Consider the following 25,415-nt stretch of genomic DNA (forward strand, 5'->3'; position numbering starts at 1 on the left):
TCCTCCTACTTCACGAGCGCGCGGGCTCGGTCCCGAGCCCAGCCGTCGGCGGCGAGCACATCTTCCACGGTAGCGGGTGCCGCGGACCAGTCGTCGGCGTCGGACAGGACCGCCGCCACCGTGCGCACGATCCCCGGGAACGGCAGGGCGCCGGCGAGGAAGGCCTCCGCGGCCACCTCGTTGGCGGCGTTGTACACCGCGGTCAGGCATCCGCCGCCCACCCCGGCGGCCCGCGCCAGTTCGATCGCGGGGAACACCTCGTGCGCCACCGGTTCGAACTCCCAGGTCGAGGCGGTCGCGAAGTCGAGGGCCGGCGCCGCGTCCGCGATCCGGTGCGGCCAGCCCAGCGCGAGTGCGATGGGCAGCTTCATCGACGGCGGTGACGCCTGGGCCAGGGTGGAGCCGTCGGTGAAGGTGACCATCGAGTGCACGATCGACTGCGGGTGCACGGTGACGTCGATCCGGTCGTAACCGATGCCGAACAGCAGGTGCGTCTCGATCAGCTCCAGGCCCTTGTTCACCAGCGTCGCCGAGTTCAGGGTGTTCATCGGGCCCATCGACCAGGTGGGATGGGCGCCGGCCTGCTCGGGGGTGACCGACTCGAGCCGCTCGGCCGGCCAACCGCGGAACGGTCCGCCCGAGGCGGTGAGCACGAGCCGGGCCACCTCGTCGGGGCTGCCGCCGCGCAGGCACTGGGCCAGCGCCGAGTGCTCCGAGTCGACGGGCACGATCTGGCCCGGGGCCGCGGCCGCGGTGACCAGCGCGCCGCCGGCGACGAGCGATTCCTTGTTGGCCAGCGCCAGGCGCGCGCCCGTCGCCAATGCGGCCAGCGTCGGCTCCAGGCCGAGGGACCCGACGAGGGCGTTGAGCACCACGTCGGCCTCGACGTCGCGCACCAGCCGCGTGACCGCGTCGGGCCCGCTGCGCACCTGCAGACCCGGGACGTCGAGCCGCGCGGCGGCCTGCGCGTTCGCGACGGCCACCTCGGCGACACCGGTGACGCGGATCTGCTCGGCGAGCAGATCGATGTTGCCGCCACCGGCGGCGAGACCGACCACCTCGAACCGGTCGGGGTTGGCGGCGATCACCTCGAGGGCCTGGGTGCCGATGGAGCCGGTGCTGCCGAGCAGCAGGACACGGGTGCGGGAGCTGGGTTGCGAGTCGACCACGCCGACATTGTCCCCGACCGTCCTGAGGGGATGCTGAATCACCCGTCCGGCGCGCGCGAGAGCGCCCCCACTTCGTACGACGGACGGTCGTATGTCACGATTGGCCCAACAGCGAAGATCTTTGCGAGCAGGAGGACAAGCGGTGGCCGGTACCGAGTTGAAGACCACTGGCGTCGACACGGCCGAGGTGCCGTCGGCGGAGTGGGGTTGGAGTGGCGAAGCCCCCCGCCTGTTCCGCGTCATGGGCTGGCTCGTCGCACTGTTCCTGCTGGCGATGATCATCGGCAACCACAACGGCAACGTCGAGAACTGGTTCCTGATCGGCTTCGCCGCGGCGCTCGTCGCCATCCTGGTGCGCGACATCGTCCAGCGGCGGCGCCGGCGGTAGCCGCACCCCCGCAGCAGCGTCGAAGGGCCCGCCCGGTTCGTCCGGACGGGCCCTTCGCGTCCCGGGGGGGTGGCGCTCAGTTCTCGGCGGCGAGCTGACCGCACGCGGCCGCGATCTCCTGCCCCCGGGTGTCCCGCACGGTGCACGAGACCCCCTGCGCCTGGACGCGACGGACGAATTCGCGCTCGACCGGCTTCGGGCTGGCGTCCCATTCGCTGCCCGGCGTCGGATTGAGCGGGATCAGGTTCACGTGCACCAGCGGGCCGAGCGCCTTGTGCAGCTTCTTGCCCAGCATGTCCGCCCGCCACGGCTGGTCGTTGACGTCGCGGATCAGGGCGTACTCGACGGAGACGCGGCGACCGGTCCGGTCGGCGTAGTAGCGCGCGGCGTCGAGCACCTCGGCGACGGGCCAGCGGTTGTTGACCGGCACCAGCGTGTCGCGCAGTTCGTCGTCCGGGGTGTGCAGCGACACGGCGAGCGTCACGCTCAGATCCTCGTCGGCCAGCCGGCGGATGGCCGGAGCGAGGCCGACGGTGGAGACGGTGACCGACCGCTGCGACAGGCCCAGTCCCTCCGGGGGCGGCGCGGTGATGCGCCGCACGGCGGCCACCACACGCTTGTAGTTCGCCAGCGGCTCCCCCATGCCCATGAACACCACGTTGGACAGCCGGCCCGGTCCCCCGGCGACGTCACCGTCGCGCAGGGCCGCGGCGGCGGCGCGCACCTGGTCGACGATCTCGGCGGTCGACAGGTTCCGGTTCAGGCCGCCCTGGCCCGTCGCGCAGAACGGGCAGGCCATACCGCAGCCGGCCTGGCTCGAGATGCACAGCGTGGCACGGTCGGGGTAGCGCATGAGCACGCTCTCGAGGAGGGTGCCGTCCCCGGCGCGCCACAGCGTCTTGCGGGTCTCGCCGCCGTCGCAGGCCACGTGCTTGACCGGGGTCAGCAACGCGGGAAAGAACGCGGCCCCGACCTGCTCGCGCACCTTCGCCGGCAGATCCGTCATCTTCTCCGGATCGGCCTCGAGGCGCCCGTAGTAGTGCCGGGCCAACTGATCGGCGCGGAAGGCCGGCAGGCCGAGTTCGCGCACGGCCTCGCGGCGCTGCTCGGCATCGAGATCGGCGAGGTGGCGCGGCGGCATGCCGCGTTTGGGCGCGTCGAAAACCAGGGGAAGAGAGGAGGGCATAATGAACCATTATCCATCAGGGCGGCAACGCCGGTTTTCCTCGCCGAATGCGGTGTGCACCGGCGGCCGGAGCGAGATGATCGAGCCATGACCGAACGCCCTGCGGATCTCCCCGAACCGCCACCGGACCTTCCGGTCCGGGGCCAGCTCGAGCCTCAGGGGGCGACGAAGGCCACGCCCGAGTCCAACGTCCGCCCGGCACCGGAGATTCCCCTCGACCGCAGCCGGGCGGCCTCCACGTGGACCGGCCTGGTCATCGGTGTTCTGGTGCTGATCCTGCTGCTCGTGTTCATCCTGCAGAACCTCGACCCGGTCACCATGGAAATGTTCGTGTGGGAGTTCACCCTGCCGCTCGGGGTGAGCCTGCTCCTGTCGGCCATCGCCGGGGCCCTCGTCATGGCACTGGCGGGCGGTGTGCGGATCCTGCAGATCAAACGCGCCGCGAAGCGGCGGTAACAACGCGCCGCGAAGCGGCGGTAACACCGCGCCGCGCAGCGGCGGTAACACCGCGCCGCGCAGCGGCGGTAACACCGTGCCGCCCGGCGGCGGGTGACGAACACAACGCACCCAATTTCCCCAAGGCGGCGACAACAGGGCACCCTGGAGACAAGACCTTCACCCGAGGAGCCTGACGTGACCGCCCACCTGGATGCCCCCGCCTCCGCCACCGTCGCACCCGAGCTCGCCCGATCCTGGCTGCTCGTTCCGGGCAACGCCCCGGAGCGGTTCGCCGCGGCCGCCGCGTCCCCGGCCGACGCCGTGATCCTCGACCTCGAGGACGCCGTACCGGCGGCCGGTAAGGCCGCCGCGCGCGATGACGTCGTCGAATGGTTGCGCGGTGGTGGCCGTGCCTGGGTGCGGATCAACGACGCCACCACTGTGCACTGGGCCGACGATCTCGCCGCGCTCGCCGGGGTGCCCGGCCTGCAGGGCGTGATGCTCGCCAAGACCGAGAGCGGCCAGCAGGTCGACGCCACGGCCGCTCAGCTGCCGGCCGGCACCCGCATCCTCGTGCTCATCGAATCGGCGGTGGGCCTCGAGGCCACACCCGAGATCGCCCGCGCCGACGGTACGTTCCGGCTGGCGTTCGGCAGCGGCGACTTCCGCCGCGACACCGGGATGGACGACTCCCCCCTCGCCATGGCCTACCCGCGTTCCCGCCTGGTGGTGTCGAGCCGGGCGGCCCGCCTGCCCGGTCCCGTCGACGGGCCGTCGCTGACCGACGACCCCGAGGTCCTCGAGCGGGAGGCGAAGCTGACCGCCTCGATGGGAATGACCGGGAAGCTGTGCATGACTCCGGCCCGGGCACCGTTCGTCAACGCCGCCCTCAGCCCCAGCTCCGACGAGGTCGGCTGGGCACACGAGGTGATCGACACGCTCGGCGAGGACGGCCGCGGGGTGCGCGACGGCAGCGACCTGCCCCGCCTGGCCAAGGCGAAGAGGATCAGCGAACTGGCGCGGGTGTTCCGCATCCGCGGCACCCACCACCACCGCTAGGTACGCGGCACGCGCCGCACGCTCAGGGGATCTCCAGGCCCCGGGGCTTGCGGCGCACATGCAGCCGGTAGCGCACCGTGAGGGTGGTGCCCGGGGTGCCGTGCACCGCTCGCTCGGCGACGCGCGGGCCGAACTCGATGCCGAGTACGCGCTCGAGGGTCGCACGGTCCGGGAAGCGCCATTCGGTGTCGACCCGGCGCAGGTCGAAGCCCTGGGCGGCGAAGAACGCCTCCACCGCCGCCGGGTCGTAGTGCGGCAGGTCCGCGCGCATCCATTCGCCGTACGGATGGGCGGTCGCGTCGAGGTCGACGATCGCGAGCGCGCCGCCGGGCCGCAGCACGCGCATGGCCTCGGCGATGCCCGCCCCGCACCCGGGCCCGAAGAAGTAGGCGGTGCGCGCGTGCACGACGTCGACGGTGCCGTCCGGAAGCGGCAACTGCTCGGCCGAACCGGCCTCCACCCGGACGCCCGGCTGGTCCCGCACACGTCGGCGGGCCAGCTCCACCAGCGGCGGGTGCGGTTCGATGCCGGTCACGGTGCGCGCGGTGGCCGCGAACATCGGCAGGTGGAAGCCGGTGCCGCAGCCCACGTCGAGGACGTCGCGACCGGCCCAGTCGCACGCCTCGCGCAGCGCCGCGTACACCACGCCGTGGACGTCCTGGGCGCGGTTCTCTTCCTCGTAGACCTCCGGCCAGTGCCAGATGTTGGGGCTGGGGACCACCCCGTGCGCGTCGGACCGCTGTCTCCTCGCCACCGGCCTAGACGAAGGCGCCGAGGACGAGCCAGGTGACGAACGCGGACGGCAGGATCGAGTCCAGCCGGTCCATGATGCCGCCGTGGCCGGGCAGCAGGGTGCCCATGTCCTTGATGCCGAGGTCGCGCTTGACCTGTGACTCGATCAGGTCGCTCGCCGTGGCCGTGGCGGCGAGGACGACGCCGAGGAGCGCACCGATCCACCAGGCGGCGTCGAGCAGCAGGGTCACCGTGAGGATTCCGGCGACGGTGCAGGCGAGGACCGAGCCACCGAAGCCCTCCCAGGACTTCTTCGGGCTGATCGCGGGCGCCATCGGGTGCTTGCCGAACAGCACCCCCGCCGCATACCCGCCGACGTCGGACGCGACGCACACGATCATCAGGCAGAACACGCGTGCGGCGCCGTTGTCGTCGAGGACCATCAGCGTCGCGAACGACGCGAGGAACGGCACCCACGCCGCGGTGAAGACGGTGACCGCGGTGTCGCGCAGGTAGTTGCGGGGCCGGCCGCGCAGTCCACGGTCGAACAACCGCCACAGCATCGACACGACCGTGGTGCCGGCGAAGGCGCCGAGCACACCGGTGGTGCCGTAGGGCCAGCCGAGCCAGATCATCGCCTGCCCCCCGACCAGGAGCGGGATCCGGGGAACCAGGACGTCCGCCTCACGCAGGCGCTTGGTGACCTCCCACGTGGCGATCGCGATGGCCACCGCGACGACGACGAGCCACGCCTTGGGAGCGAATGCGAGCACCACGATGACGAGGGCGCCGAGACCGGCGCCGACGCCCACGGCCGCGGGCAGGTTCCGGCCCGCCCGGGAGGACTTCTTCGCCGGCTCCGCGGTGGGGGTGGCATCGGGCCGCACCGGCGGGACCTCGGGGTCCGCCTTCGCGGCCTCGGCCGCCGAGTCGGCGTCGGTGACGCCCAAGGGGAGCTGCGGGTCGGACGACCCGGCGGCTGTACCCACGGTTAAACCTCCAGCAACTCGGCTTCCTTGTGCTTGACCAGTTCGTCGATCTGCGCCACGTACTTCGCCGTGGTCTTGTCGAGTTCCTTCTCCGCGCGGGTGACGTCGTCCTCGCCGGCCTCGCCGTCCTTCTGGATGCGGTGCAGCTCCTCCATCGCCTTGCGTCGCACGTTGCGCACGGACACCTTGGCGTCCTCGCCCTTGGCCTTGGCCTGCTTGACCAGCTCGCGGCGGCGTTCCTCGGTGAGCTGCGGGATGGAGATGCGGATCAGGGACCCGTCGTTGGTCGGATTGACGCCCAGGTCGGAGTTGCGGATCGCGGTCTCGATCGGACCGAGCTGCGATGCCTCGTAGGGCTTGACGACCACCATGCGCGCCTCGGGGACGTTGATGCTGGCCATCTGCGTGACCGGGGTGGGCGCGCCGTAGTAGTCGACGACGATCCTGGAGAACATGCCGGGATTCGCGCGGCCGGTGCGGACGGATCCGAGATCGTCCTTAGCCACCGTGACGGCCTTCTCCATCTTCTCCTCGGCCTCGAAGAGAGCTTCATCGATCACGGCAGTTCCTCCATGTTCCGTTGTCCGTTCATGACCGTACGAGTGTTCCGATCTTCTCACCGGCGACGGCCCGAGCGATATTCCCCTCGGTGAGCAGGTTGAAGACCATGATCGGCATGTCGTTGTCCATGCAGAGGCTGAACGCGGTCGCGTCCGCCACCTTGAGCCCCTTCTCGATGACCTCGCGGTGGGTGATCTCGGTGAACAGGGTCGCGTCGGGGTCGATCCGCGGATCGGCCGAGTAGACACCGTCGACGGCCTTGGCCATCAGGACCACCTCGGCGCCGATCTCGAGGGCGCGCTGCGCGGCCGTGGTGTCGGTGGAGAAGTAGGGCATGCCCATGCCGGCGCCGAAGATCACCACGCGGCCCTTCTCGAGGTGCCGGCGGGCCCGCAGCGGCAGGTACGGCTCGGCGACCTGCCCCATCGTGATGGCGGTCTGGACCCGGGTGTCCACGCCCTGCTTCTCCAGGAAGTCCTGCAGCGCAAGAGAGTTCATCACCGTGCCGAGCATGCCCATGTAGTCGGAGCGGGCGCGGTCGAGGCCGCGCTGCTGCAGTTCCGCGCCGCGGAAGAAGTTGCCGCCGCCGATGACCACAGCCACCTCCACCCCGGAGCGGACGACCTCGGCGATCTCCTCGGCCACGGTCGTCACCACGTCCGGGTCGAGACCGACCTTGCCCCCGCCGAACATCTCCCCGCCGAGCTTGAGCAGCACCCGACGGAAACCGGGACGTTCCTGGGCGTGTTCGGACATGGTTCTCCTCGGGTCGAGCGGTGGATCGGCCCTTTCATCCTGCCTCATCCGACCCCGTGGAACCGAGACGGGGGCGCGAGTGTCCGATCGGCCCGGATATCGAGCCGCCGACGCGCCTCGACCCCGCCGGCGAGCGCCGACGGGGTCGAGGAAACGAGAGATCTAGCTGGCGCCGACCTCGAAACGCACGAAGCGCGAGACGGTGGCGCCGGCCTCGTCGAGCAGCGCCTTGACGGTCTTCTTCGAGTCCGTGACCGAGGCCTGCTCGAGCAGCACGACGTCCTTGAAGAAGCCGTTGAGACGGCCCTCGACGATCTTCGGCAGGGCGGCCTCCGGCTTGCCCTCGTTCTTGGCGGTCTCCTCCGCGATGCGGCGCTCGTTCTCGACCGTGTCGGCCGGGACCTCGTCGCGGGTGAGGTACTTCGCCTTCAGCGCGGCGACCTGCATCGCGGCGGCGCGGGCGGCCTCGGCGGCGGCGTCGCCCTCACCGGAGTACTCGACGAGCACGCCGACGGCCGGCGGCAGGTCGGACGCACGCTTGTGCAGGTACACGGCGACGGGGCCGTCGAACACGGCGAGGCGGCGCAGTTCGAGCTTCTCGCCGATCTTGGCGGAGAGCTCCTGCACCAGGGTGTCGACGGTCTTGCCGTCCACCTCGACAGCCTTGAGGGCCTCGAGGTCGGCGGGCTTGGCCTCGGCCGCAGCGGTGACGATCTTCTCGGCGAGAGCCTGGAACTCGTCGTTCTTGGCGACGAAGTCGGTCTCGGAGTTGAGCTCGATGAGCACGCCGTTCTTCGCGGCGACCAGGCCCTCGGCGGTGGAGCGCTCGGCGCGCTTGCCCACGTCCTTGGCGCCCTTGATGCGCAGCTGCTCGACGGCCTTGTCGAAGTCGCCGTCGTTGTCGGCGAGCGCGTTCTTGCACGCCAGCATTCCGGAGCCGGTGAGCTCACGCAGACGCTTGACGTCGGCGGCGGTGTAGTTCGCCATGGGAAGCGAGCCTCCTGTGTCTGTTGTGCGCGATGGGTGCTCGCGCGGGAGTTTCCTCTGATGCGGCTCGGTCGCGTGCGTGTGCACTGATGCGGCGCGGTCGCGTGCGACGGCCCCGACCATGATCTCAGGATCTACCGGTCGGGGCCGCGCATCGGATCAGGCTTCGGCGGAGGGCGCCGCGTCGGCGGAGGGCGCCGCGTCGGCGGCGGGGGCCTCGGCCTCGGCGGCCGGAGCCTCGGCCTCGGCGGCGGGGGTGGCCTGCGCGAGCAGCTCCTGCTCCCACTCGGCGAGCGGCTCGCCGGCGCCGGACTCCGGCTTGGCGTCCTTGTCGGCGCTCTGGCCGGCACGGGCCTGCACGCCCTCGGCGACGGCGGAGGCGACGACCTTGGTCAGCAGCGCGGCCGACCGGATCGCGTCGTCGTTGCCCGGGATCGGGTAGTCGACGACGTCGGGATCGCAGTTGGTGTCGAGGATCGCAACGACCGGGATGTTCAGCTTGCGGGCCTCGCCGACGGCGATGTGCTCCTTGTTGGTGTCGACGACCCAGATCGCCGACGGCACCTTGGCCATGTCGCGGATGCCGCCGAGGGTGCGCTCGAGCTTGGTCTTCTCACGCGTGAGCATGAGAATTTCCTTCTTGGTGCGACCCTCGAAGCCACCGGTCTGCTCCATCGACTCCAGCTCCTTCAGGCGCTGCAGGCGCTTGTGGACGGTGGAGAAGTTGGTGAGCATGCCGCCGAGCCAGCGCTGGTTCACGTAAGGCATCCCGACCCGGGTGGCCTCTTCCGCGATGGACTCCTGCGCCTGCTTCTTGGTGCCGACGAACAGCACGGTGCCACCGTGGGCGACCGTCTCCTTGATGAACTCGTACGCCTTGTCGATGTACGTCAGGGTCTGCTGCAGGTCGATGATGTAGATGCCGTTGCGGTCGGTGAAGATGAACCGCTTCATCTTCGGGTTCCAGCGACGGGTCTGGTGGCCGAAGTGGGCGCCGCTGTCGAGCAGCTGCTTCATTGTTACGACAGCCATGGCTGTTCTCTCTTTCGGTTCGGTTGCCGCGGGAGATCGGGTGATCCCCGCCCTGGCGTCCGCATGCCCGTCGGACCCTTGCGGGACCGGCCGACGGCCATTTTCCGATGGCGCCCGGCACACCGGGCGGCGATCAGCGCGCGGACGCGCGAAGTCGATCTGCGAACACAGACCGCTCGAACAGTGTACGGCCTTGCCCCGCGGGAACCACAACTGCCTGATCAGCAGGCCGGTTCGGCCGATCTGTGGATGGATCGGGTGGTTGTCCACAATGTCGACGAGGCCCTGTCGCACGCCGGCGCCGCCCGGCACGCTGGGCGGATGAAGATCGCCGGGATCGCCGTCCTGACCGCGCTCACCGCGCTCGCGGGTTCGGTTCCCGCCGCGGCCGCCCCGCGCGAGTTCGGCTGGCCGCTGCATCCACGGCCGACCTTGGCCCGCCCCTTCGACGGTCCCGAGCACGACTGGCTTCCCGGACACCGCGGCGCCGACCTCACCGGCCGGCCCGGTCAGCCGGTGCTCGCCGCCGGCGCCGGGGTGGTGGTGTTCGCCGGGACCGTCGCCGGCAAACCCGTCGTCTCGGTGGCGCACGCCGGCGGGCTGCGCACCACCTACGAGCCGGTGACCGCGACGGTGACGGCCGGCCGGCGCGTGGAACGGGGTGATCCGCTCGGCACCCTCGAACCGGGCCACGAGGGCTGCCGCGCCCCGGCCTGCCTGCACTGGGGTCTGCGCCGGGACCGCGACGACTACCTCGACCCTCTGCCGCTCGTGCGGTCGGTGATCCGTCTCCAGCCGGTTTCCCGTAGGCCGCGGCTCCGCTACGCGCGACGGCCGATCAGGTCGCGGCTCCGCTCCGCTACGCGCGACGGCCGGCGGCGTGACGCCCCGACACCGTCGCGAAGTCGTCGGCGACCATGGCGGCGAGCTCGAGGAAGGCCCGGCGGGTGGCCGGGCGGAGCAGGCCGAGGTCGATCTCGGCCCCCTCGGCGAGGTGCTCGTCGAACGGCACCACCTGCACGGCCCGGCACCGCGCGAGGAAGTGGCCCGTCACAGCCTCCATGTCGATGTTGGTGGCCCCGGGCCGGGCGGCGCTGATCACCACGACGGTGCGTTCGACGAGCGCCCCGAACCCGTGGTGCTGCAGCCAGTCGAGGGTCGCCGCGGCGCTCCGGGCGCCGTCGATCGCCGGGGACGCGACCAGCACAAGGGCGTGGGCGAGGGCGAGCACACCACGCATGGCCGAATGCATGATGCCCGTGCCGCAATCGGTGAGGACGACGTTGTAGTACACCCGCAGGATGTCCACGACCCGGCGGTAGTCGTCCTCGCTGAACGCCTCCGACACGGCCGGGTCGCGTTCACTCGCAAGCACCTCGAGGCGGCTCGGTGCCTGGGAAGTGTGCGCGCGGACATCGGAGTAGCGGGAGATCCGCGGGGCCGCGGCGAGCAGGTCGCGCACCGTGGACTCGGTCTGCTGCGGCACCCGCTGTGCGAGCGTGCCGAAGTCGGGATTCGCGTCCACCGCGATCACGCAGTCGCCCCGCAACGAGGCGAACGTGGCGCCGAGCCCGACGGTGGTCGTCGTCTTTCCGACACCGCCCTTGAGGGAGAGCACGGCGATCCGGTTGTCGCCGCTGATCGGCTGCCGGACCCGGTCGACGAGCTCGCGCCTGTGTGCCTCGTCGGCCGATTCGCCGGGCGCGAGGATTCCCCCGGTGAGCCGGTGCACGCCGCGCCGCCAGCCGGTCACCGGGGTGCGACGGGACCGCCGGACGAGCGCACCGGAGGTCAGGTCCAGGTTCGACGGCCGCGGCTCCGACGCGTCGAGCTCCGACGAGACCCCTCGGGACGACGCGGATATGGTCGACCAACGCTGCCCCGCATCATCTTCCGACATTCGCGGGTGCACCTCGTCGGGTTCCGAGCCGGACTCCGGCGAAGCCGGCACGGGCTCGGCGGGGCGACGCCCCGCCGGATCACTCGGCGGCACGGCCTCTTCCGGACCCTCGGCGGCTACCGGCCCGGTGACCGCGGCTTCGGCTACCGGTGGTTCGGCGACCACCGGTTCCGTCGCCGCCGGATCGGTCGTCGCCGGCTCGGTCGTCGCCGGCTCGGGAATCGCGGGTTCGGGAATCGCGGGTTCGACGACCGGCGATTCGGGCACGGAGTCGGGACGGCGTCGTGGTGGCATGCCGAACGGAATCGACGGCACCGGAGCCGGGAGGCGAACGGGCTCGGCAGCCGCCGGCGGCTGCACGGGCGGCTCGGCCTCGACGGGCCCCCCGACCGTCCGGTCACTCCCCCGTCGCCTGCCCCGGCGACCGGTCGGCGCCGGGTCGGGCGCCGGCTCGTCCCGAAGCCAGGCCGGCAGAGCGTGCGTCGACTCGTCGTATGCCACTTATCCCCCCGGATTGCACAGCAGATGCGGCGGCGACCGTACCAAACCGCGCCGCGGCCGTCGCCGCGTACAGGTCACGCCCGCGGATGCGCCTGTTCGTGTGCCGCACGCAGCCGTGCTACCGAGACATGGGTGTAGAGCTGGGTCGTCGCCAGGCTCGAGTGCCCCAGCAGCTCCTGCACCACCCGCAGGTCGGCGCCCCCCTCGAGCAGGTGTGTTGCGGCGCTGTGCCGCAGCCCGTGCGGCGCGAGATCCGGCGCGCCAGGGACGGCGGCCACGGTCTCGTGGACCACGGTACGGACCTGGCGCGGGCCCAGCCGACCGCCGCGTTTGCCGAGCAGCAGGGCGGGCCCCGAATCCGGGCGCGCGAGGGCGGGCCGCCCGGTGCGCAGCCACGCGTCGAGCGCGGCGGCCGCGGGCGCCCCGTACGGCACGGTCCGTTCCCTGTTGCCCTTGCCGACCACGCGCAGCGCCCTGCGCTCGGTGTCGACGTCGTCGACGTCGAGTCCGCACAGCTCACCGACCCGGATACCCGTCGCATACAGCAGTTCCAGCACGAGCCGATCCCGCAGTGCCACCGGCTCCATCTCGCGCGCACCGGCTTCCGCAGCGGTCATCACCTCACAGGCCTGGTCGGCACGCAGTACCGGCGGGAGAGTGCGATGGGTGCGGGCCGATGCCAGCCGCGCCGCGGGATCGTGGTCGAGCCGGCCCGTGCGAGCCAGCCACGCGCAGAAGGTGCGGGCGGACGAGGTGCGCCGCGCCAGGGTCGTGCGGGCGGCGCCACTCGTCACCTGGCCGGCGAGCCAGGAGCGGAGCACCTCGAGAGTGAGGTCGGCGATCCGCGCATCCGGGTGGCCGGCCTCGAGGTGAGCGAGGAGGGTGCGGATGTCGGTGGTGTACGCGCGGATCGTGTGGGCCGACCGGCCGCCCTGCAGGTCGAGGTGCTCGACGAACTCCTCGAGGTGCACGGCGAGGGGCGGCGGCAGCGCGGTGTCCATGGCCGTCACCGTGCGCCGTGGGCACCGCCCACGCAACCGAACACGCCGACCGAGGGCACACTAAGGTTAGTTCGTGAGTAAAACGATTCCGTTGCCGATGCTGTTCGGACTGGCATTGCTCTCCGCCACCGCGCCTCTGGCCACCGACATGTATCTGCCCGGACTGCCGGTCATGTCGGAGAGCCTCGGCACCAGCACGGTCGGTATCCAGCTCACTCTCACCACGTTCATGGCCGGCCTGGGTGTCGGGCAGCTGATCGTGGGCCCGCTCTCCGACGGGTGGGGCCGGCGCCGCCTGCTGCTGGCGGGCACCGTCGTCCTGGCCCTGAGCAGCGCCCTGTGCGCGACGGCACCGACGGTGGAGGTGCTCATCGCGGCCCGGTTGATCCAGGGCTTCAGCGGCGGCACAGGAATCGTGCTGGCGCGCGCGGTGATCGCGGACCGCGCCCGCGGCAACGAGGCCGCCCGCCTGTTCAGCGTCATGATGATCATCGGCGGTGTGGCACCGATCGTCGCGCCCCTGCTGGGCGGCGTCCTCCTGGGGCCCATCGGCTGGCGCGGCATCTTCTGGGTCCTGACGGGCCTGGCCGTGCTGATGATCGTCGCGGTGCTCACGGTCGTCCCGGAGACCCTGCCGCCCGAGCGACGCCACAGCGGGGGCCTGGCGATGCTCGCCCGCAACTTCGGCACGGTGATCGGCAACCGACGGTTCGTGGGCTATGCCGCGACGTTCGCGCTCGGCTTCGGCGCGATGTTCTCGTACATCTCCGCGTCACCGTTCGTGGTCCAGGAGGTCCTGGGCATGACGCCGGGACAGTTCTCCCTGATCTTCGCCGCCAACTCGGTGGGCCTCGTCGCAGGCAACATCGTCAACACCCGGCTCATCGGCCGCTTCGAGGTGCGGGACCTGTTGCGCTACGGCGTGACCCAGATGCTGACCGCCGGGGTGCTGCTGGTGCTCGCCGTCCTGGTGGCCGACACGAACCGCTGGTTGGTGCTGCCGCTGCTGTTCCTCGTCGTCTCCAGCCTGGGCTTCGTCATGGGCAACGCGACGGCGCTGGCGCAGGGGCAGGTACCGAAGGCCGCGGGCACCGGTTCCGCGGTCATGGGCGCGTCCCAGTTCGGCCTGGCCGCCCTGGTGTCGCCGCTGGTCGGGCTCGGCGGGGAGGACACCGCGCTGCCGATGGCGCTGGCGATAGCGATCTCGGCCGCGCTCTCCATGACCGCGCTGCTCACCCTCACCCGCGAGCGCGCCTGAGCACCGTCACCGCGCCTCGACCGTCGCGAGTTCGCGCTTCCACTCCCGGAAGCCCTCCTCGCTGCGGCCGCGCCGCCAGTACCCGGAGATCGACGCGCGTGCCGCCGGAACCCCGCGGGTCTTGCGGATGTACGGCCGCAGGTGGTGCATGACGGTCTCCGCCTCGCCGTGGATGAACACGTGCGGATCTCCCGGAAGCCACTCGGCGCCGGTCACCGCGGCGACGAGCGGCGCGTTCGCGCCGGAGAGGTCCGGCCCGACGGCCCCGGCACCGGAGCCGCGGTGCAGCCAGGTGACCTCGACGCCGGGGGGCGCCGCGAGGTCGATCGCGTCGGCGGCGTCGGTGACCTCGAGGAACACCCGGCCCACTGCGTCCGGCGCCAGCGCCTCGAGCGCCGCAGCGACGGCCGGTATCGCGGTGTCGTCACCGGCGAGCAGGTGCCAGTCGGCCTCCGGATCGGGCCGGTAGGCGCCGCCCGGCCCGCGGACCACGACGGTCTGCCCCGGCCGGACGGATGCCGCCCAGGGTCCGGCGACACCGTGATCGCCGTGGACGACGAAGTCGATCGCGATCTGCCTGGACCGCGGGTTCACTGCTCGCACCGTGTAGGTGCGCAGGACCGTCCCGCCGCCCGCCTCCAGTTCGAGTTTGACGTACGAGTCGGTGTACGGGCCGGGTTCGAACTCGTCGAATCCGGGACCGCCGAAGTGGACCCGCACCAGGTGCGGGGTCAGGCGTTCGCTGCCCGTCACTGTCAGGGTCGTCGATCGCGGGGTCTTCGGGGCCACGCCCACCTCCATATTTGCTCAGGCTTACCTAACCATGGCAGCCTACGCGTGCGGTCCGGCCGCAGCCACAGCACCGCCTCGCCGTGGCACCACCGGGATCGCCCGATCCGCCGAAATCACGACGGAATTCCGCCATCGTTGCGGTATGCGAGAAACGATGAACACCGTCACGTCGCAGTACCTGACCAGCCTGGTCGGCGCCCTCGAGGACACCGACCGCCGGCGCGAAACGATCGGCGCACAGCTGGCCGAACTCGAGTACGTCCTGCTCCAGACCGGAGAGACCGAGCTCGCGGCCCAGGTGACGAAGGTACTCGGCGACAGGTACTACAAGCCAATCCTGTCCAAGGCCGAGGAGCTGCGCGGGCACGAGCAGTCCTGACCGTCACACGCTGCGCGCCCAGCCGGCCCCCTCCCGCTGCACGTGTCCCTCCAGCTCGAGCAGCGGCAACGCCGCCCGCACCCGCTCCACGAGCAGCCCCGACGCCTCCGACAGCTGCTGCACCGACACCGCCCCCACCGCCGGCAGGGCCTCGTACACGGACGCCATGTCGCCCGAGAGCCCGTCGAGCGCACGCGCCCACCGCCCGTCGCCGTCGTCGCTCACGCCCATCTGGCCGATCTCCTCGACGACTTCGCGCGCGGTGCCCACCAGCCGCGCCTCCTGCTCCCGGATCATCCGATGACAGCCCTGCGACGCCGCCGATGTCACAGGCCCCGGCACCGCCAGCACCGGACGCCCCAGCCGCCGGCCCCACGCCGCCGTGTTCCGCGCCCCGCTGCGCCACCCCGCCTCCACCACCAGCACACCTCCGCCGAGCGCGGCGACCAGCCGATTGCGGGCCAGGAACCGGAACCGCGCCGGCACCGTCCCGGGCGGATACTCGCTGACCACCGCCCCGTGCTCGGCGATCTGCCGCAGCAACCCGGTGTGCGCCGCCGGATACGCCCGGTCCACCCCGCACGCGAGCACCGCCATCGTCGCGCCGCCGACCCCCAGCGCCGCCCGATGCGCCGCGGCATCGACCCCGAAAGCCGCCCCCGACAGCACCGCCCACCCGTCCATCGCCAGGTCCCCGGCGATCTCCGCGGTCACGTTCTCCCCGTAGCCGCTCGCCGCACGCGTGCCGACCACGGCGACGGACCGCTCGACCAGCTCGTCGATGCGCCGCCGACCCACCACCCACAGCGCCACCGGCGCCGCATCGGTGTCCGCGCCGTCGAGGCCGTCGAACGCCAGCAACTGCCACGCCGGCCACTCCGCGTCGTCCGGCGTCACCAACCGTCCACCCAGCCGCGCGACGAGCTCGAGATCCTGCGCCGCCGAGTCGAGATGGGCACGTGCGAGGGTGCGACGGCGTAACGCGCCGCCGATCGAGCCGTCGCGCACGGCCGCGGCGACCGCCTCCGGGCCGTCCGCCTCGATCGCAGCATTCAGCATCCGCGACGCACCCTGGGCGACCGTCGACAGGTACGCCCACGCCAGCCGGCGCGGCTCCGCCGCGCTCACGCCGTCCCCCGATCCCGGAAATCCAGCGCCGCCGCCACCTGCACCTCACCCGGTGCGTCCAGTTCGGCCAGGTCCGCCAACGTCCAGGCGACGCGCAACGCCCGATCGGCCCCGCGGGCGGTGATCGCGCCCTTCCGCAGCGCCCATTCGACCGGCTTGAGCGCCGCGGCGGGCAGGCGGAACTTCTGCCGGAGTGCAGGGCCGGGCACCTCGGCGTTGGTGCTCCAGCCGTGGACCCCCCACCGCTCGGCCGCCGCGGCCCGGGCGCGGGCCACTCGGGCGCGGACGTCCTCGGTGCTCTCCCCCGCCTCCCCCATGAGGGCGCCGGTGGCCACCGTCTCCATCCGGACCCGCAGGTCCACCCGGTCCAGCAGCGGACCCGACAGCCTGCCCAGGTAGCGACGTCGGGCGGTGGGCGGGCACACGCAGTCGGCGTCGCGCGGCGGGGCACACGGGCACGGATTGGCGGCGAGGATCAGCTGGAACCGCGCCGGATAGCGCGCGACGCCGTCGCGGCGGGCGATCCGCACCTCGCCGTCCTCGAGCGGGGTCCGCAGCGCCTCGAGCGCCTTGGTGCCCATCTCGGCGACCTCGTCGAGGAACAGCACGCCCCGGTGTGCACGGCTGACCGCGCCGGGTTTGGCCATGCCGCTGCCCCCACCGACGAGCGAACTGACCGAGGCGGTGTGGTGTGGAGCGATGAACGGCGGGTCGGTGACGAGCGGCCGGTCCGCCGACAGGGTTCCGGCGACGGAGTGGATCGCGGTCACCTCGAGCGCCTGTTCCTCCGTCAGCGCCGGCAGCACGCCGGGAAGCCGCTGGGCGAGCATCGTCTTCCCGATTCCGGGTGGGCCGGTGAGCATCAGGTGGTGCGCGCCGGCGGCGGCGATCTCGATGGCCCGTCGCGCCTCGTGCTGACCGACCACCTCGCTCATGTCCGCCCGCCCCGGCCGCTCCCCCACCGGCCGGGGACCGGGCCGCTCGAGGGGGCCGTCTCCGCGCAGCCACAGCACCACCTCGGTGAGGGTGTCCGCCCCGTAGATGTCGATGCCGTCGACCAGCCCGGCCTCGGACATCGTGGAGGCCGGGACCACCACCCGCTCCCACCCGGCGCGTTTGGCGGACAGCACCGCCGGCAGTACCCCGCGCACCGACCGCACCCGGCCGTCGAGCGCCAGCTCTCCGAGCAGAACCGTCCGCGAAACACCCTCGGGCGGAATCGACTTGGCGGCGTTGAGCACCGCACACGCGAGGGCGAGGTCGTACACGCTGCCCACCTTCGGCAGCGTCGCCGGCGACAGGGCCAGCACCACGCGCGAATCCGGCCATTCACCACCGGAATTCGTCACCGCCGCGCGCACCCGATCCCGGGACTCCTGCAGCGCGGTGTCGGGCAGGCCCACCATCTTCACTCCCGGCAGGCCGCGGCCGATGTCGGCCTCGACTTCCACGACCTGCCCGTCCACCCCCGTGACGGCCACCGAGTACGCCTTCCCCAGCGCCATCACAGCACCTGCCGCCGGTGGGTGATCAAGGGTTCGCCCCGCTGTGGAAGCAGCACCGTGACCACGTCGACCCGCACCCGCCGCCACCGTTGCTGCCGGCCGGACAACCACAACGCGGCCAGTCGGCGGATCCGGTCCGCCTTCACCGCGGTCACCGCCTCGGCGGGCGTGCCGTATCCGAGGCCGGTGCGGGTCTTGACCTCCACGAACACCACCGTGTCGCCGTCCTCGGCGATCAGATCGAGTTCCCCGTACCGGCTGCGCCAGTTGCGCGCGAGCACCACCATGCCCGCCGACTCGAGAAACTCGGCCGCCAGGTCCTCCCCCAGCGCCCCCACCTGCTGATTGCGTCCCATCCCCGTCCCTCCCTGTGTGGCGACCACTGTGCGCCACGCGAAGGTCCTCCGCGGTCCGCACCGGGCCGGATCACGAAATCTGTGGATGAACTCGCCGGGTGTGGACAACTTCGGCCGACGCGGAGGAGGCCCGGAACGGCACGTGGCCGAATGTCACACCGCTTCGATCAGGGCTGACTCAGGTGGTCCATGCGACACGCTCCCTGACCAGGGGAGATGTCAGTGGGTCGAGCAGCACGAGAGGCGAAGAAGGCTAGGTTCTTCGCCATGCGCATGACGAAGGTGTCGATCGCCAAGGCCGCAGCCGCGGTCGGTGTCAGCCGACAAACCGGCTACCGGTGGGAGGACGAGGCCAACGGCACCGTCCGCCGTGCCCCGCACTGGGAGCACGGCGGACGGTCGTTGTCCCTGGGCGAGCGGGAGCTTGTCGCCCTCGGACTCGCCCGCAACGAGTCGGTCCAGACGATCGCCGCGCACCTGGGCCGGCACCGGTCGGTGATCTACCGGGAGATCGAACGCAACAGCAACCGCGACGGTAGCTACCGCGCCGTGTCGGCCCACGCGCGGGCCTGGACCCGAGCACTGCGACCGAAAGTCGCCAAGCTGATGGCCGCACCCGAGTTGCGCGCGTATGTCGTCGCCAGGCTGAAGCTGCGCTGGTCCCCGCAGCAGATCTCGGCCAGGCTGGTGGTCGACTTCCCCGACCGAGCGGAGATGCGGGTGTCCCACGAAACCATCTACCAGGCCGTGTATGTGCAACTGAAAGGCGAACTGCGAAAAGAGCTTTCGGAGTATCTGCGGCGCCGGCACACCCGTCGGGTGCCGCAGGGGCGAGTGCCGAGCAGTGCCCGCCATATTCCCGACAAGATCCTCATCTCCCAGCGGCCCGCCGAGGTCGAGGACCGGGCGGTGCCCGGGCACTGGGAGGGAGATCTGATCATGGGGGCGCGCAACCGCTCGGCGATCGGCACCCTGGTCGAGCGCACCACCCGGTACGTGGTGTTGCTGCACCTGCCGAAGGTCCGCGACGTGTCCGGCGTCCGCGATGCGATGATCGCCGCGATGCGGTCGTTGCCGGAGGTGATGCAGCGGTCGGTGACCTGGGATCAGGGCCACGAGATGCGTGCTCATGCCCAGATCACCATGGCCACCGACGTCGCTGTCTACTTCTGCGATCCGCACTCGCCGTGGCAGCGCGGCACCAACGAGAACACCAACGGTCTGCTCCGGCAGTACTTCCCCAAGGGCACCGACCTGTCGGTGTACACGCCCGAGGACCTGCAGCAGGTCCAGGACGAGTTCAACGGCCGCCCCCGGCAGACGCTACGCTGGCGCACGCCAACCGAAGCGTTCACCGAGCTTGTCGCATCGGCCGCCTGAAACCGCCCAGATCGAAGGAATGTGACATTCGGCCACGTACGGGAGGTCGTAGGGGCGCTACCCCAGCTTGTCGGGCAGGCGCAGGTCCGGCTTGTCGAGCTCTTCGATGTTGACGTCCTTGAAGGTGATGACCCGGACGTGCTTGACGAAGCGGGCGGGGCGGTACATATCCCACACCCACGCATCGGACATGCGCACTTCGAAGTACACCTCGCCGCCGGAGTTGTGCGGCAGCAGCTCGACCGCATTGGCGAGATAGAACCGTCGCTCGGTCTCCACGACGTACGCGAACTGACCGACGATGTCCCGGTACTCCCGGTACAGCGAGAGCTCCATCTCGGTTTCGTACTTCTCGAGATCCTCGGCACTCATCGGTCTCGGTGTCCTCCCGTTCTGGTGTGTTGATCCATCATCCCGCATCCGCCTCGTCGGAGCCGAATCGGCCGGGGCCGGCGTCGTCGCCGAGGAGGGCGGCAACGTTGGCGTACCGCAGCCGATGCTCCCGGCTGGGGCCGAGCTCCCGCAATGCCGCCATGTGCGCGGGGGTGCTGTAGCCCTTGTGGACGGCGAAGCCGTAGCCGGGCAGCTCGCCGTCGAGGTCGACCATGATCCGGTCCCGGGTGACCTTGGCGAGCACGCTCGCCGCCGCGATGCAGGCCGCCGCGGCGTCGCCGCCGATGACCGGCAACGACGGCGCCGGCAGGCCGGGCACGCGGAAGCCGTCGGTGAGGACGTACCCGGGCGCGACGGACAGCCGCATCACCGCGCGGCGCATGCCCTCGATGTTGGCCACGTGCACGCCGATGACGTCGATCTCGGCCGCCGGCACGATCACCACGCTCCACGCCACCGCGCGACGGCGGATGATCGGGAACAACTCCTCGCGGGTCTTCTCGGTGAGCCTCTTGGAGTCGTCGAGGCGCGCGAGCGACGGGTGCGGTTTGGGATCGAGGATGCAGGCGGCGACGACCAGCGGCCCGGCGCAGGCGCCGCGCCCGGCCTCGTCGACACCCGCGACCGGCCCGAGCCCGCACCGCACGAGCGTCGACTCCATGGTGCGCAGGCCCGCGGACCTGCGGATCACGGCACGCGGCGGCCACGACGTCACGGTTGCTGGATCTCCGGGGAATCGATGGTGCCCCACCGCGACGGCGGCAGGACGATGAACCGGGCCTTGCCGATCACGTTGTCGATCGGGATGGTGCCCTGGTTCTCGTCGGCGACGTGGTAACGGGAGTCCGCGGAGTTCGAGCGGTTGTCGCCCATGACCCAGAGGTGACCGTCCGGCACGGTGACCGGCCCGAAGCACCGGCCCGAGCGCACCTCGGTCTCGCAGGTGACCACGCCGGGTGTGAACGGGAAGTCCATCTCGATGTACGGCTCGTCGAGGGGCTTGCCGTCGACGAGGACGCGGCCCTGGTCGTCGCAGCATTCGACGGTCTGCCCGCCGACGGCGATCACACGCTTGACGAGGTCGTTCTCGTCGGGCGGGACGAGTCCGACGAGGGATCCGACCTCCTGCACGCCGCGGATCACGACGTTGTCGGAGCGGGTGGAGACGTAGCCGGTGGACCAGGAGTCGGGGCCACGGAAGACCACGACGTCGCCGGGCCGGGGGTCGCCGAAGCGATAGCCGATCTTCTCGACGACGATCCGGTCGCCGGTGCAGCCGGGGCAGCCGTGCAGCGTGGGTTCCATCGACTCCGAGGGGATGAGGTAGACCCGCGCGACGAAGGTCTGGAGCAGGAAGCTCAGCACGAGTGCGACGAGGATCAGGACGGGCAGTTCCCGCAGGAACGACTTCTCCTTCTTGTCCTGTTTCCGATCGCGTTCGGGCGTGTCGTCGGTGCTGCGCTGCTGCATCTCCGGCACGGCCGGGTCTCGCGATGAATCTGCCACCGAATCAGAGTAGCCCGGCCCGGAACGAATCCGGACCGGGCTACTCGGGGCCTGGCGGTCAGCGCGACGAGGTCAGCGCTTTTCCTTGATCTTGGCGGCCTTGCCACGCAGCTCGCGCAGGTAGTACAGCTTGGCGCGACGCACGTCACCGCGGGTGACGACCTCGATCTTGGCGAGGTTGGGGCTGTGCACCGGGAAGGTCCGCTCGACGCCGACGCCGAACGACACCTTGCGCACGGTGAAGGTCTCGCGGATGCCACCGTTCTGGCGACGGATCACGACGCCCTTGAAGACCTGCACGCGCTCCTTGGAGCCCTCGATGACCTTCACGTGCACGTTCAGGGTGTCGCCGGCACGGAAGTCCGGAATGTCGTCGCGCAGGGACTTGGCGTCCAGGAAGTCCAGGGTGTTCATCGGTTGTCATCCTCGCTTGTTCGCATGAGCAGAGGAACCGAGCGGCAGCCGCCGGAAGGCGGTGCTCGACTGGTTCGTGCCCAGGTCAGGTATGCGTGCCCGAGCCGGGCAACCCGTCAATTGTGCCAGACGGTGCCGGGGTGGCGGAAATCGGCGGGGGCGCGGCGTGCACCTTGCGGGCCAGTTCGGCTTCGGCGGCGACGCGGGAGTGCTCGACGGCCCCGTGCACGGTGTCCATCGTCGGTTTGCCCGCGACGAGGTCCTGCACGAAGATCTTCGCCCGGATCACCGGGCGCCGATAGCGCCTCTCCCGCTCGATCGCGCGGCGCATCTTGCGGACCTTGCCGCTGTAGCGCCACCGCGCCCAGGGGGCGCCGGGCCGCGACAGGCGCACCGCGCCGATCAGCAGCAGCGGGAAGACGAACAGGCCGATCAGGCCCGTCCAGATCTTGCCCTTGGCCAGCACGACCGCCGCGAGGGCGAGATTTGCGAGCGCGGAGAGGGCGATCAGCGTGCGGGTGACCCACGACGGGTCCTCCCGGAAGTTGGTGACGTCGGCGAACTCGAGGGGCTGCAGGCCGAGCAACACCAGGCCGGTGACGGCGATCGCGACGAAGACCGCATCCACCGAGACGCGTCCCTCCTGCTCCCAGTACACGTCGTTGAGATAGAAGATCAGGGCGAACTCGTCGAGCACGAGCGCGGTCCCGATGCCGAAGAGCGTGGCCAGGGCCGCTCCGGTGGTCTGCGTGCCGTCCTCGTAGACCGCGATCAGGGACCCGCCCGCGATCACCATGGTGACCACGCCGAACACCACGTGGTGCACGTGGTGTCCGCCGGGGGTGACATTGCCGGGCCACCAGCGCACCTGGGCGCGGATCATGCGGACGCTGAATCGGATGAAGAGGAACGCGAGGAGGAAGCCGAGCAGGAAGAACAGCAGCGGCAGCCGCCCGCGCTCGATGATCTCGCGCTGCAGCCACTCGGTCACCGCAGTCACCGCGCGATCGCCCTCGGAACGCCGTCGACGAGGCGGAGCGGGTCCTTCGGCGCGCGGCCGGTCGTCACCGTGGGCTGCATGCTCCCGAGGATGTCAGGAACCGGGCCGCGCCGGTAGTCGGCGCGGCCCGGGGCGCATCTACTTGCCGAATCCGGCACGCCGCAGCGCGTCCGCCATCGATCCGGCGGCGGGCGCGGCGTCCTGGCGACGGTCCCCGCGGCGGCCGCCCTGCCCCTGCCGCTGTCCGCCCTGCCGCTTCCCACCCTGCCGCTGGCCGCCGGGCCGGCGCCCGCCGCGGTCCTGCGGACCGCCCGGGTCGGCACCGCCGGCGGGGGCACCGGGGGCGGGGATCTCGTCGTCGAGGCGCAGCGTCAGGCTGATCCGCTGCCGGGGCACGTCCACGTCGAGCACCTTGACCTTGACCACCTCGCCGGACTTCACGACGTCGTGCGGGTCCTGGACGAAGCTGCGGGACATCGCGGACACGTGCACGAGGCCGTCCTGATGCACCCCGACGTCGACGAACGCGCCGAACGCCGCGACGTTGGTGACCACACCCTCGAGCACCATGCCGGGCTTCAGGTCGGCGACCTTCTCCACGCCGGCGGCGAACGTCGCGGTCTTGAACTCCGGGCGCGGGTCGCGGCCCGGCTTCTCGAGCTCGGCGATGATGTCGGTGACGGTGGGCAGGCCGAAGCGGTCGTCGACGAACTCCGCCGGCCGCAGCCGGCGCAGCACCGCGGTGTTGCCGATGAGCTCGCGCACGTCGCCGCCGTTCCGTTCGACGATGCGCCGCACCACCGGGTACGCCTCGGGGTGCACGCTCGAGGTGTCGAGCGGGTCGTCGCCGTTGGGAATCCGCAGGAAGCCGGCGCACTGCTCGAACGCCTTCGGACCGAGGCGCGGCACGTCCGTGAGGGCCTTGCGGGTGCGGAACGGGCCGTGCTGGTCTCGATGGGCGACGATGCTCTCCGCGAGGGACGAGGCGATGCCCGACACCCGGGCGAGCAACGGCACCGAGGCGGTGTTGACGTCCACGCCGACGGCGTTCACCGCGTCCTCGACGACCGCGCCGAGGGAGCGGGCGAGCATCGTCTCGGACACGTCGTGCTGGTACTGGCCGACGCCGATGGACTTGGGATCGATCTTGACGAGCTCGGCGAGCGGGTCCTGCAGGCGCCGGGCGATGGACACCGCACCGCGGATCGACACGTCGAGATCCGGCAGTTCCTTCGACGCGTACGCCGACGCCGAGTACACGGACGCGCCGGCCTCGGACACCACGATCTTGGTGAGATTCGTGGCGCCGGACTTGGCGATCAGCTCGGTGGCGAGGGCATCGGTTTCGCGGGAGGCGGTGCCGTTCCCGATCGCGATCAGTTCCACCCCGTGCTGCGCGACGAGCCGCGCGAGGGTGGCCAGGGCCTGGTCCCACTTGTTGTGCGGCTGGTGCGGGTAGATCGTGTCGTGCGCGACGACCTTACCGGTGGCGTCGACGACGGCGACCTTGGTGCCGGTGCGGAAGCCGGGGTCGAGTCCCATCGTCGGCCGGGTGCCGGCGGGGGCGGCGAGCAGCAGGTCGCGCAGGTTGGCGGCGAACACGTCGACGGCGTCCTTCTCGGCGGACTGCCGCAGCCGCATACGGGTGTCGAGGGCCAGGGAGACCAGCAGCTTGGTGCGCCACGCCCAGCGGACGGTGTCGAGGAGCCACTTGTCGGCGGGCCGGCCCTCGTCGGCGATGCCGAAGCGGGCGGCTATGCGGCCTTCGAAGTAGGTGCGCTGCCCGGGCTCGGGTTCCTCGGTGTCCGGCTCGAGCGACAGGCTGAGTACCTCCTCCTTCTCGCCGCGCAGCACCGCGAGGATGCGGTGCGAGGGCAGGTCGGTGAAGGGCTCGGAGAAGTCGAAGTAGTCGGCGAACTTGGCGCCCTCGGTTTCCTTGCCGGGACGCACGGTGCACTTCAGCTGTCCGCGGGTCCACATCGCGTCACGCAGTTCGCCGACGAGGTCGGCGTCCTCGGCGAAGCGTTCGACGAGGATGGCGCGGGCGCCGTCGAGCTGTTCGGCGCTGTACTGCGCGGGATCGGTGGTGGGGTCGCCGATCAGGGCGTCGGCGACGGGCTCGTGGCCGGCCTCCCGCGCGATCTGCGCCTTGGTGCGCCGCTTCGGCTTGAACGGCAGGTAGATGTCCTCGAGCCGGGCCTTGGTGTCGGCGAGGAGGATCTGCGTGCGCAGCTCGTCGTCGAGCTTGCCCTGCGACTCGATGGATTCGAGCACCGCGGTGCGGCGCTCGTCGAGCTCACGCAGGTATCGCAGGCGTTCCTCGAGCTGCCGGAGCTGGGCGTCGTCGAGCGCGCCGGTGACCTCCTTGCGGTAGCGCGCGATGAACGGCACCGTTGCGCCGCCGTCGAGCAGGTCGACCGCCGCGGCGACCTGACCTTCCCGGACGTCGAGTTCCTCGGCGATGCGCTGATTCACGGTCTTGAGAGCGGTCGTCACAGCGGTCGACCCTACCGTTATCCTTCCTCCGCCCTCGGTGACGCGCGTGGGCGCGCCCGTCTCCGAGGTGGACGGTGGGGCGAGCTCGCCGGACAATCGACTACAGGAG

General features: G+C 71.2%; 26 protein-coding genes and 1 pseudogene. 7 read left to right on the forward strand and 20 right to left on the reverse strand.

Features of this window, described 5'->3' with window-relative positions:
- Positions 1–5: 5 nt before the first annotated feature.
- The gene (gene dxr / locus A4U64_RS13180; protein WP_065923488.1) at positions 6–1,169 is read right to left on the reverse strand and encodes a 1-deoxy-D-xylulose-5-phosphate reductoisomerase; all 1,164 of its coding nucleotides are present in this window, start codon (positions 1,167–1,169) and stop codon (positions 6–8) included.
- Between the two features lie 142 nt (positions 1,170–1,311).
- Between dxr and A4U64_RS13185 the strand changes: the two genes are divergently transcribed.
- Positions 1,312–1,557 (forward strand): DUF2631 domain-containing protein, encoded by a 246-nt coding sequence (locus tag A4U64_RS13185; protein ID WP_006937434.1) that lies wholly within the window; start codon positions 1,312–1,314, stop codon positions 1,555–1,557.
- 76 nt (positions 1,558–1,633) lie between these two features.
- On the opposite strand, the gene rlmN is transcribed toward A4U64_RS13185, so the two are convergent.
- A complete protein-coding gene (gene rlmN / locus A4U64_RS13190; protein ID WP_065922642.1) occupies positions 1,634–2,743 on the reverse strand; it encodes a 23S rRNA (adenine(2503)-C(2))-methyltransferase RlmN in 1,110 nt (369 codons plus the stop codon).
- Between the two features lie 87 nt (positions 2,744–2,830).
- Here rlmN and A4U64_RS13195 point away from each other — a divergent pair, with 87 nt between their 5' ends.
- Together A4U64_RS13195 and A4U64_RS13200 are read left to right on the forward strand one after the other, a co-directional pair.
- Positions 2,831–3,199 carry a LapA family protein gene (locus tag A4U64_RS13195; protein ID WP_006937437.1) on the forward strand — a complete coding sequence of 123 codons (369 nt, stop codon included), beginning with the start codon at positions 2,831–2,833 and terminating at the stop codon, positions 3,197–3,199.
- A gap of 177 nt (positions 3,200–3,376) precedes the next feature.
- Positions 3,377–4,240: an HpcH/HpaI aldolase/citrate lyase family protein gene (locus tag A4U64_RS13200; protein ID WP_006937439.1), complete on the forward strand. Its 864-nt coding sequence runs from the start codon at positions 3,377–3,379 to the stop codon at positions 4,238–4,240.
- A gap of 22 nt (positions 4,241–4,262) precedes the next feature.
- On the opposite strand, the gene A4U64_RS13205 is transcribed toward A4U64_RS13200, so the two are convergent.
- The 6 genes from A4U64_RS13205 to rpsB all read right to left on the reverse strand — a co-directional run bounded on the left by A4U64_RS13205 (position 4,263) and on the right by rpsB (position 9,297).
- Positions 4,263–4,961: a class I SAM-dependent methyltransferase gene (locus tag A4U64_RS13205; RefSeq protein ID WP_065922643.1), complete on the reverse strand. Its 699-nt coding sequence runs from the start codon at positions 4,959–4,961 to the stop codon at positions 4,263–4,265.
- Positions 4,962–4,998: 37 nt separating this feature from the next.
- Entirely contained in the window at positions 4,999–5,961 is a 963-nt protein-coding gene (locus A4U64_RS13210) for a phosphatidate cytidylyltransferase (RefSeq protein WP_006937443.1), read from the reverse strand.
- A gap of 2 nt (positions 5,962–5,963) precedes the next feature.
- On the reverse strand, positions 5,964–6,521 hold the full coding sequence (gene frr / locus A4U64_RS13215) for a ribosome recycling factor (protein ID WP_065922644.1): 558 nt from the start codon (positions 6,519–6,521) through the stop codon (positions 5,964–5,966).
- A gap of 28 nt (positions 6,522–6,549) precedes the next feature.
- Entirely contained in the window at positions 6,550–7,278 is a 729-nt protein-coding gene (gene pyrH, locus A4U64_RS13220; protein ID WP_006937445.1) for a UMP kinase, read from the reverse strand.
- Between the two features lie 162 nt (positions 7,279–7,440).
- Positions 7,441–8,265, reverse strand: coding sequence for a translation elongation factor Ts (gene tsf, locus A4U64_RS13225; protein WP_006937446.1), 825 nt, complete (start codon positions 8,263–8,265; stop codon positions 7,441–7,443).
- A 159-nt stretch (positions 8,266–8,424) separates the two neighbouring features.
- Positions 8,425–9,297, reverse strand: coding sequence for a 30S ribosomal protein S2 (gene rpsB / locus A4U64_RS13230; protein ID WP_043800040.1), 873 nt, complete (start codon positions 9,295–9,297; stop codon positions 8,425–8,427).
- A gap of 321 nt (positions 9,298–9,618) precedes the next feature.
- Between rpsB and A4U64_RS27740 the strand changes: the two are divergent.
- A pseudogene (locus A4U64_RS27740) lies at positions 9,619–10,101 on the forward strand (M23 family metallopeptidase); the annotation flags it as partial.
- Between the two features lie 55 nt (positions 10,102–10,156).
- Here the strand turns inward: A4U64_RS27740 and A4U64_RS13235 are convergent.
- On the reverse strand, positions 10,157–11,197 hold the full coding sequence (locus A4U64_RS13235; protein WP_335740040.1) for a MinD/ParA family ATP-binding protein: 1,041 nt from the start codon (positions 11,195–11,197) through the stop codon (positions 10,157–10,159).
- A gap of 575 nt (positions 11,198–11,772) precedes the next feature.
- Positions 11,773–12,699, reverse strand: coding sequence for a tyrosine recombinase XerC (locus tag A4U64_RS13240; protein ID WP_006937450.1), 927 nt, complete (start codon positions 12,697–12,699; stop codon positions 11,773–11,775).
- A gap of 97 nt (positions 12,700–12,796) precedes the next feature.
- Between A4U64_RS13240 and A4U64_RS13245 the strand changes: the two genes are divergently transcribed.
- Complete coding sequence (locus A4U64_RS13245) at positions 12,797–13,957, forward strand: multidrug effflux MFS transporter (RefSeq protein ID WP_029543234.1); 1,161 nt, start codon at positions 12,797–12,799, stop codon at positions 13,955–13,957.
- A gap of 6 nt (positions 13,958–13,963) precedes the next feature.
- Here A4U64_RS13245 and A4U64_RS13250 read toward each other — a convergent pair whose 3' ends face one another.
- Complete coding sequence (locus A4U64_RS13250; protein ID WP_037200801.1) at positions 13,964–14,758, reverse strand: siderophore-interacting protein; 795 nt, start codon at positions 14,756–14,758, stop codon at positions 13,964–13,966.
- Between the two features lie 133 nt (positions 14,759–14,891).
- Here A4U64_RS13250 and A4U64_RS13255 point away from each other — a divergent pair, with 133 nt between their 5' ends.
- Entirely contained in the window at positions 14,892–15,128 is a 237-nt protein-coding gene (locus A4U64_RS13255) for a hypothetical protein (protein WP_231385896.1), read from the forward strand.
- A 3-nt stretch (positions 15,129–15,131) separates the two neighbouring features.
- Here the strand turns inward: A4U64_RS13255 and dprA are convergent, their stop codons facing one another.
- Genes dprA through A4U64_RS13270 form a run of 3 tightly spaced genes read right to left on the reverse strand, consistent with a single transcriptional unit; the run spans position 15,132 to position 18,117 of the window.
- Entirely contained in the window at positions 15,132–16,256 is a 1,125-nt protein-coding gene (dprA, locus tag A4U64_RS13260; RefSeq protein WP_065922645.1) for a DNA-processing protein DprA, read from the reverse strand.
- Positions 16,253–17,761, reverse strand: a complete 1,509-nt coding sequence (locus tag A4U64_RS13265) for a YifB family Mg chelatase-like AAA ATPase (RefSeq protein WP_006937457.1) — start codon at positions 17,759–17,761, stop codon at positions 16,253–16,255. Before A4U64_RS13265 ends, dprA begins: the two co-directional genes overlap by 4 nt.
- The gene (locus tag A4U64_RS13270) at positions 17,761–18,117 is read right to left on the reverse strand and encodes a YraN family protein (RefSeq protein ID WP_006937458.1); all 357 of its coding nucleotides are present in this window, start codon (positions 18,115–18,117) and stop codon (positions 17,761–17,763) included. Before A4U64_RS13270 ends, A4U64_RS13265 begins: the two co-directional genes overlap by 1 nt.
- A gap of 216 nt (positions 18,118–18,333) precedes the next feature.
- Between A4U64_RS13270 and A4U64_RS13275 the strand changes: the two genes are divergently transcribed.
- Positions 18,334–19,497 carry an IS30 family transposase gene (locus A4U64_RS13275; protein WP_051446190.1) on the forward strand — a complete coding sequence of 388 codons (1,164 nt, stop codon included), beginning with the start codon at positions 18,334–18,336 and terminating at the stop codon, positions 19,495–19,497.
- A 57-nt stretch (positions 19,498–19,554) separates the two neighbouring features.
- Here A4U64_RS13275 and A4U64_RS13280 read toward each other — a convergent pair whose 3' ends face one another.
- The 6 genes from A4U64_RS13280 to A4U64_RS13305 all read right to left on the reverse strand — a co-directional run bounded on the left by A4U64_RS13280 (position 19,555) and on the right by A4U64_RS13305 (position 25,306).
- Positions 19,555–19,869, reverse strand: a complete 315-nt coding sequence (locus A4U64_RS13280) for a DUF2469 domain-containing protein (RefSeq protein WP_003939014.1) — start codon at positions 19,867–19,869, stop codon at positions 19,555–19,557.
- Between the two features lie 37 nt (positions 19,870–19,906).
- Positions 19,907–20,605, reverse strand: coding sequence for a ribonuclease HII (locus A4U64_RS13285; protein WP_065922646.1), 699 nt, complete (start codon positions 20,603–20,605; stop codon positions 19,907–19,909).
- On the reverse strand, positions 20,602–21,360 hold the full coding sequence (gene lepB / locus A4U64_RS13290; RefSeq protein WP_044476372.1) for a signal peptidase I: 759 nt from the start codon (positions 21,358–21,360) through the stop codon (positions 20,602–20,604). Before lepB ends, A4U64_RS13285 begins: the two co-directional genes overlap by 4 nt.
- A gap of 108 nt (positions 21,361–21,468) precedes the next feature.
- Complete coding sequence (gene rplS, locus A4U64_RS13295) at positions 21,469–21,810, reverse strand: 50S ribosomal protein L19 (protein ID WP_003939017.1); 342 nt, start codon at positions 21,808–21,810, stop codon at positions 21,469–21,471.
- 85 nt (positions 21,811–21,895) lie between these two features.
- On the reverse strand, positions 21,896–22,801 hold the full coding sequence (locus A4U64_RS13300) for a hypothetical protein (protein WP_198163295.1): 906 nt from the start codon (positions 22,799–22,801) through the stop codon (positions 21,896–21,898).
- A gap of 147 nt (positions 22,802–22,948) precedes the next feature.
- On the reverse strand, positions 22,949–25,306 hold the full coding sequence (locus A4U64_RS13305) for a Tex family protein (protein WP_050035088.1): 2,358 nt from the start codon (positions 25,304–25,306) through the stop codon (positions 22,949–22,951).
- Positions 25,307–25,415 lie beyond the last annotated feature (109 nt).

This window comes from Rhodococcus sp. WB1 (assembly GCF_001700945.1).
In the GTDB taxonomy this organism is placed as follows: domain Bacteria; phylum Actinomycetota; class Actinomycetes; order Mycobacteriales; family Mycobacteriaceae; genus Rhodococcus; species Rhodococcus aetherivorans.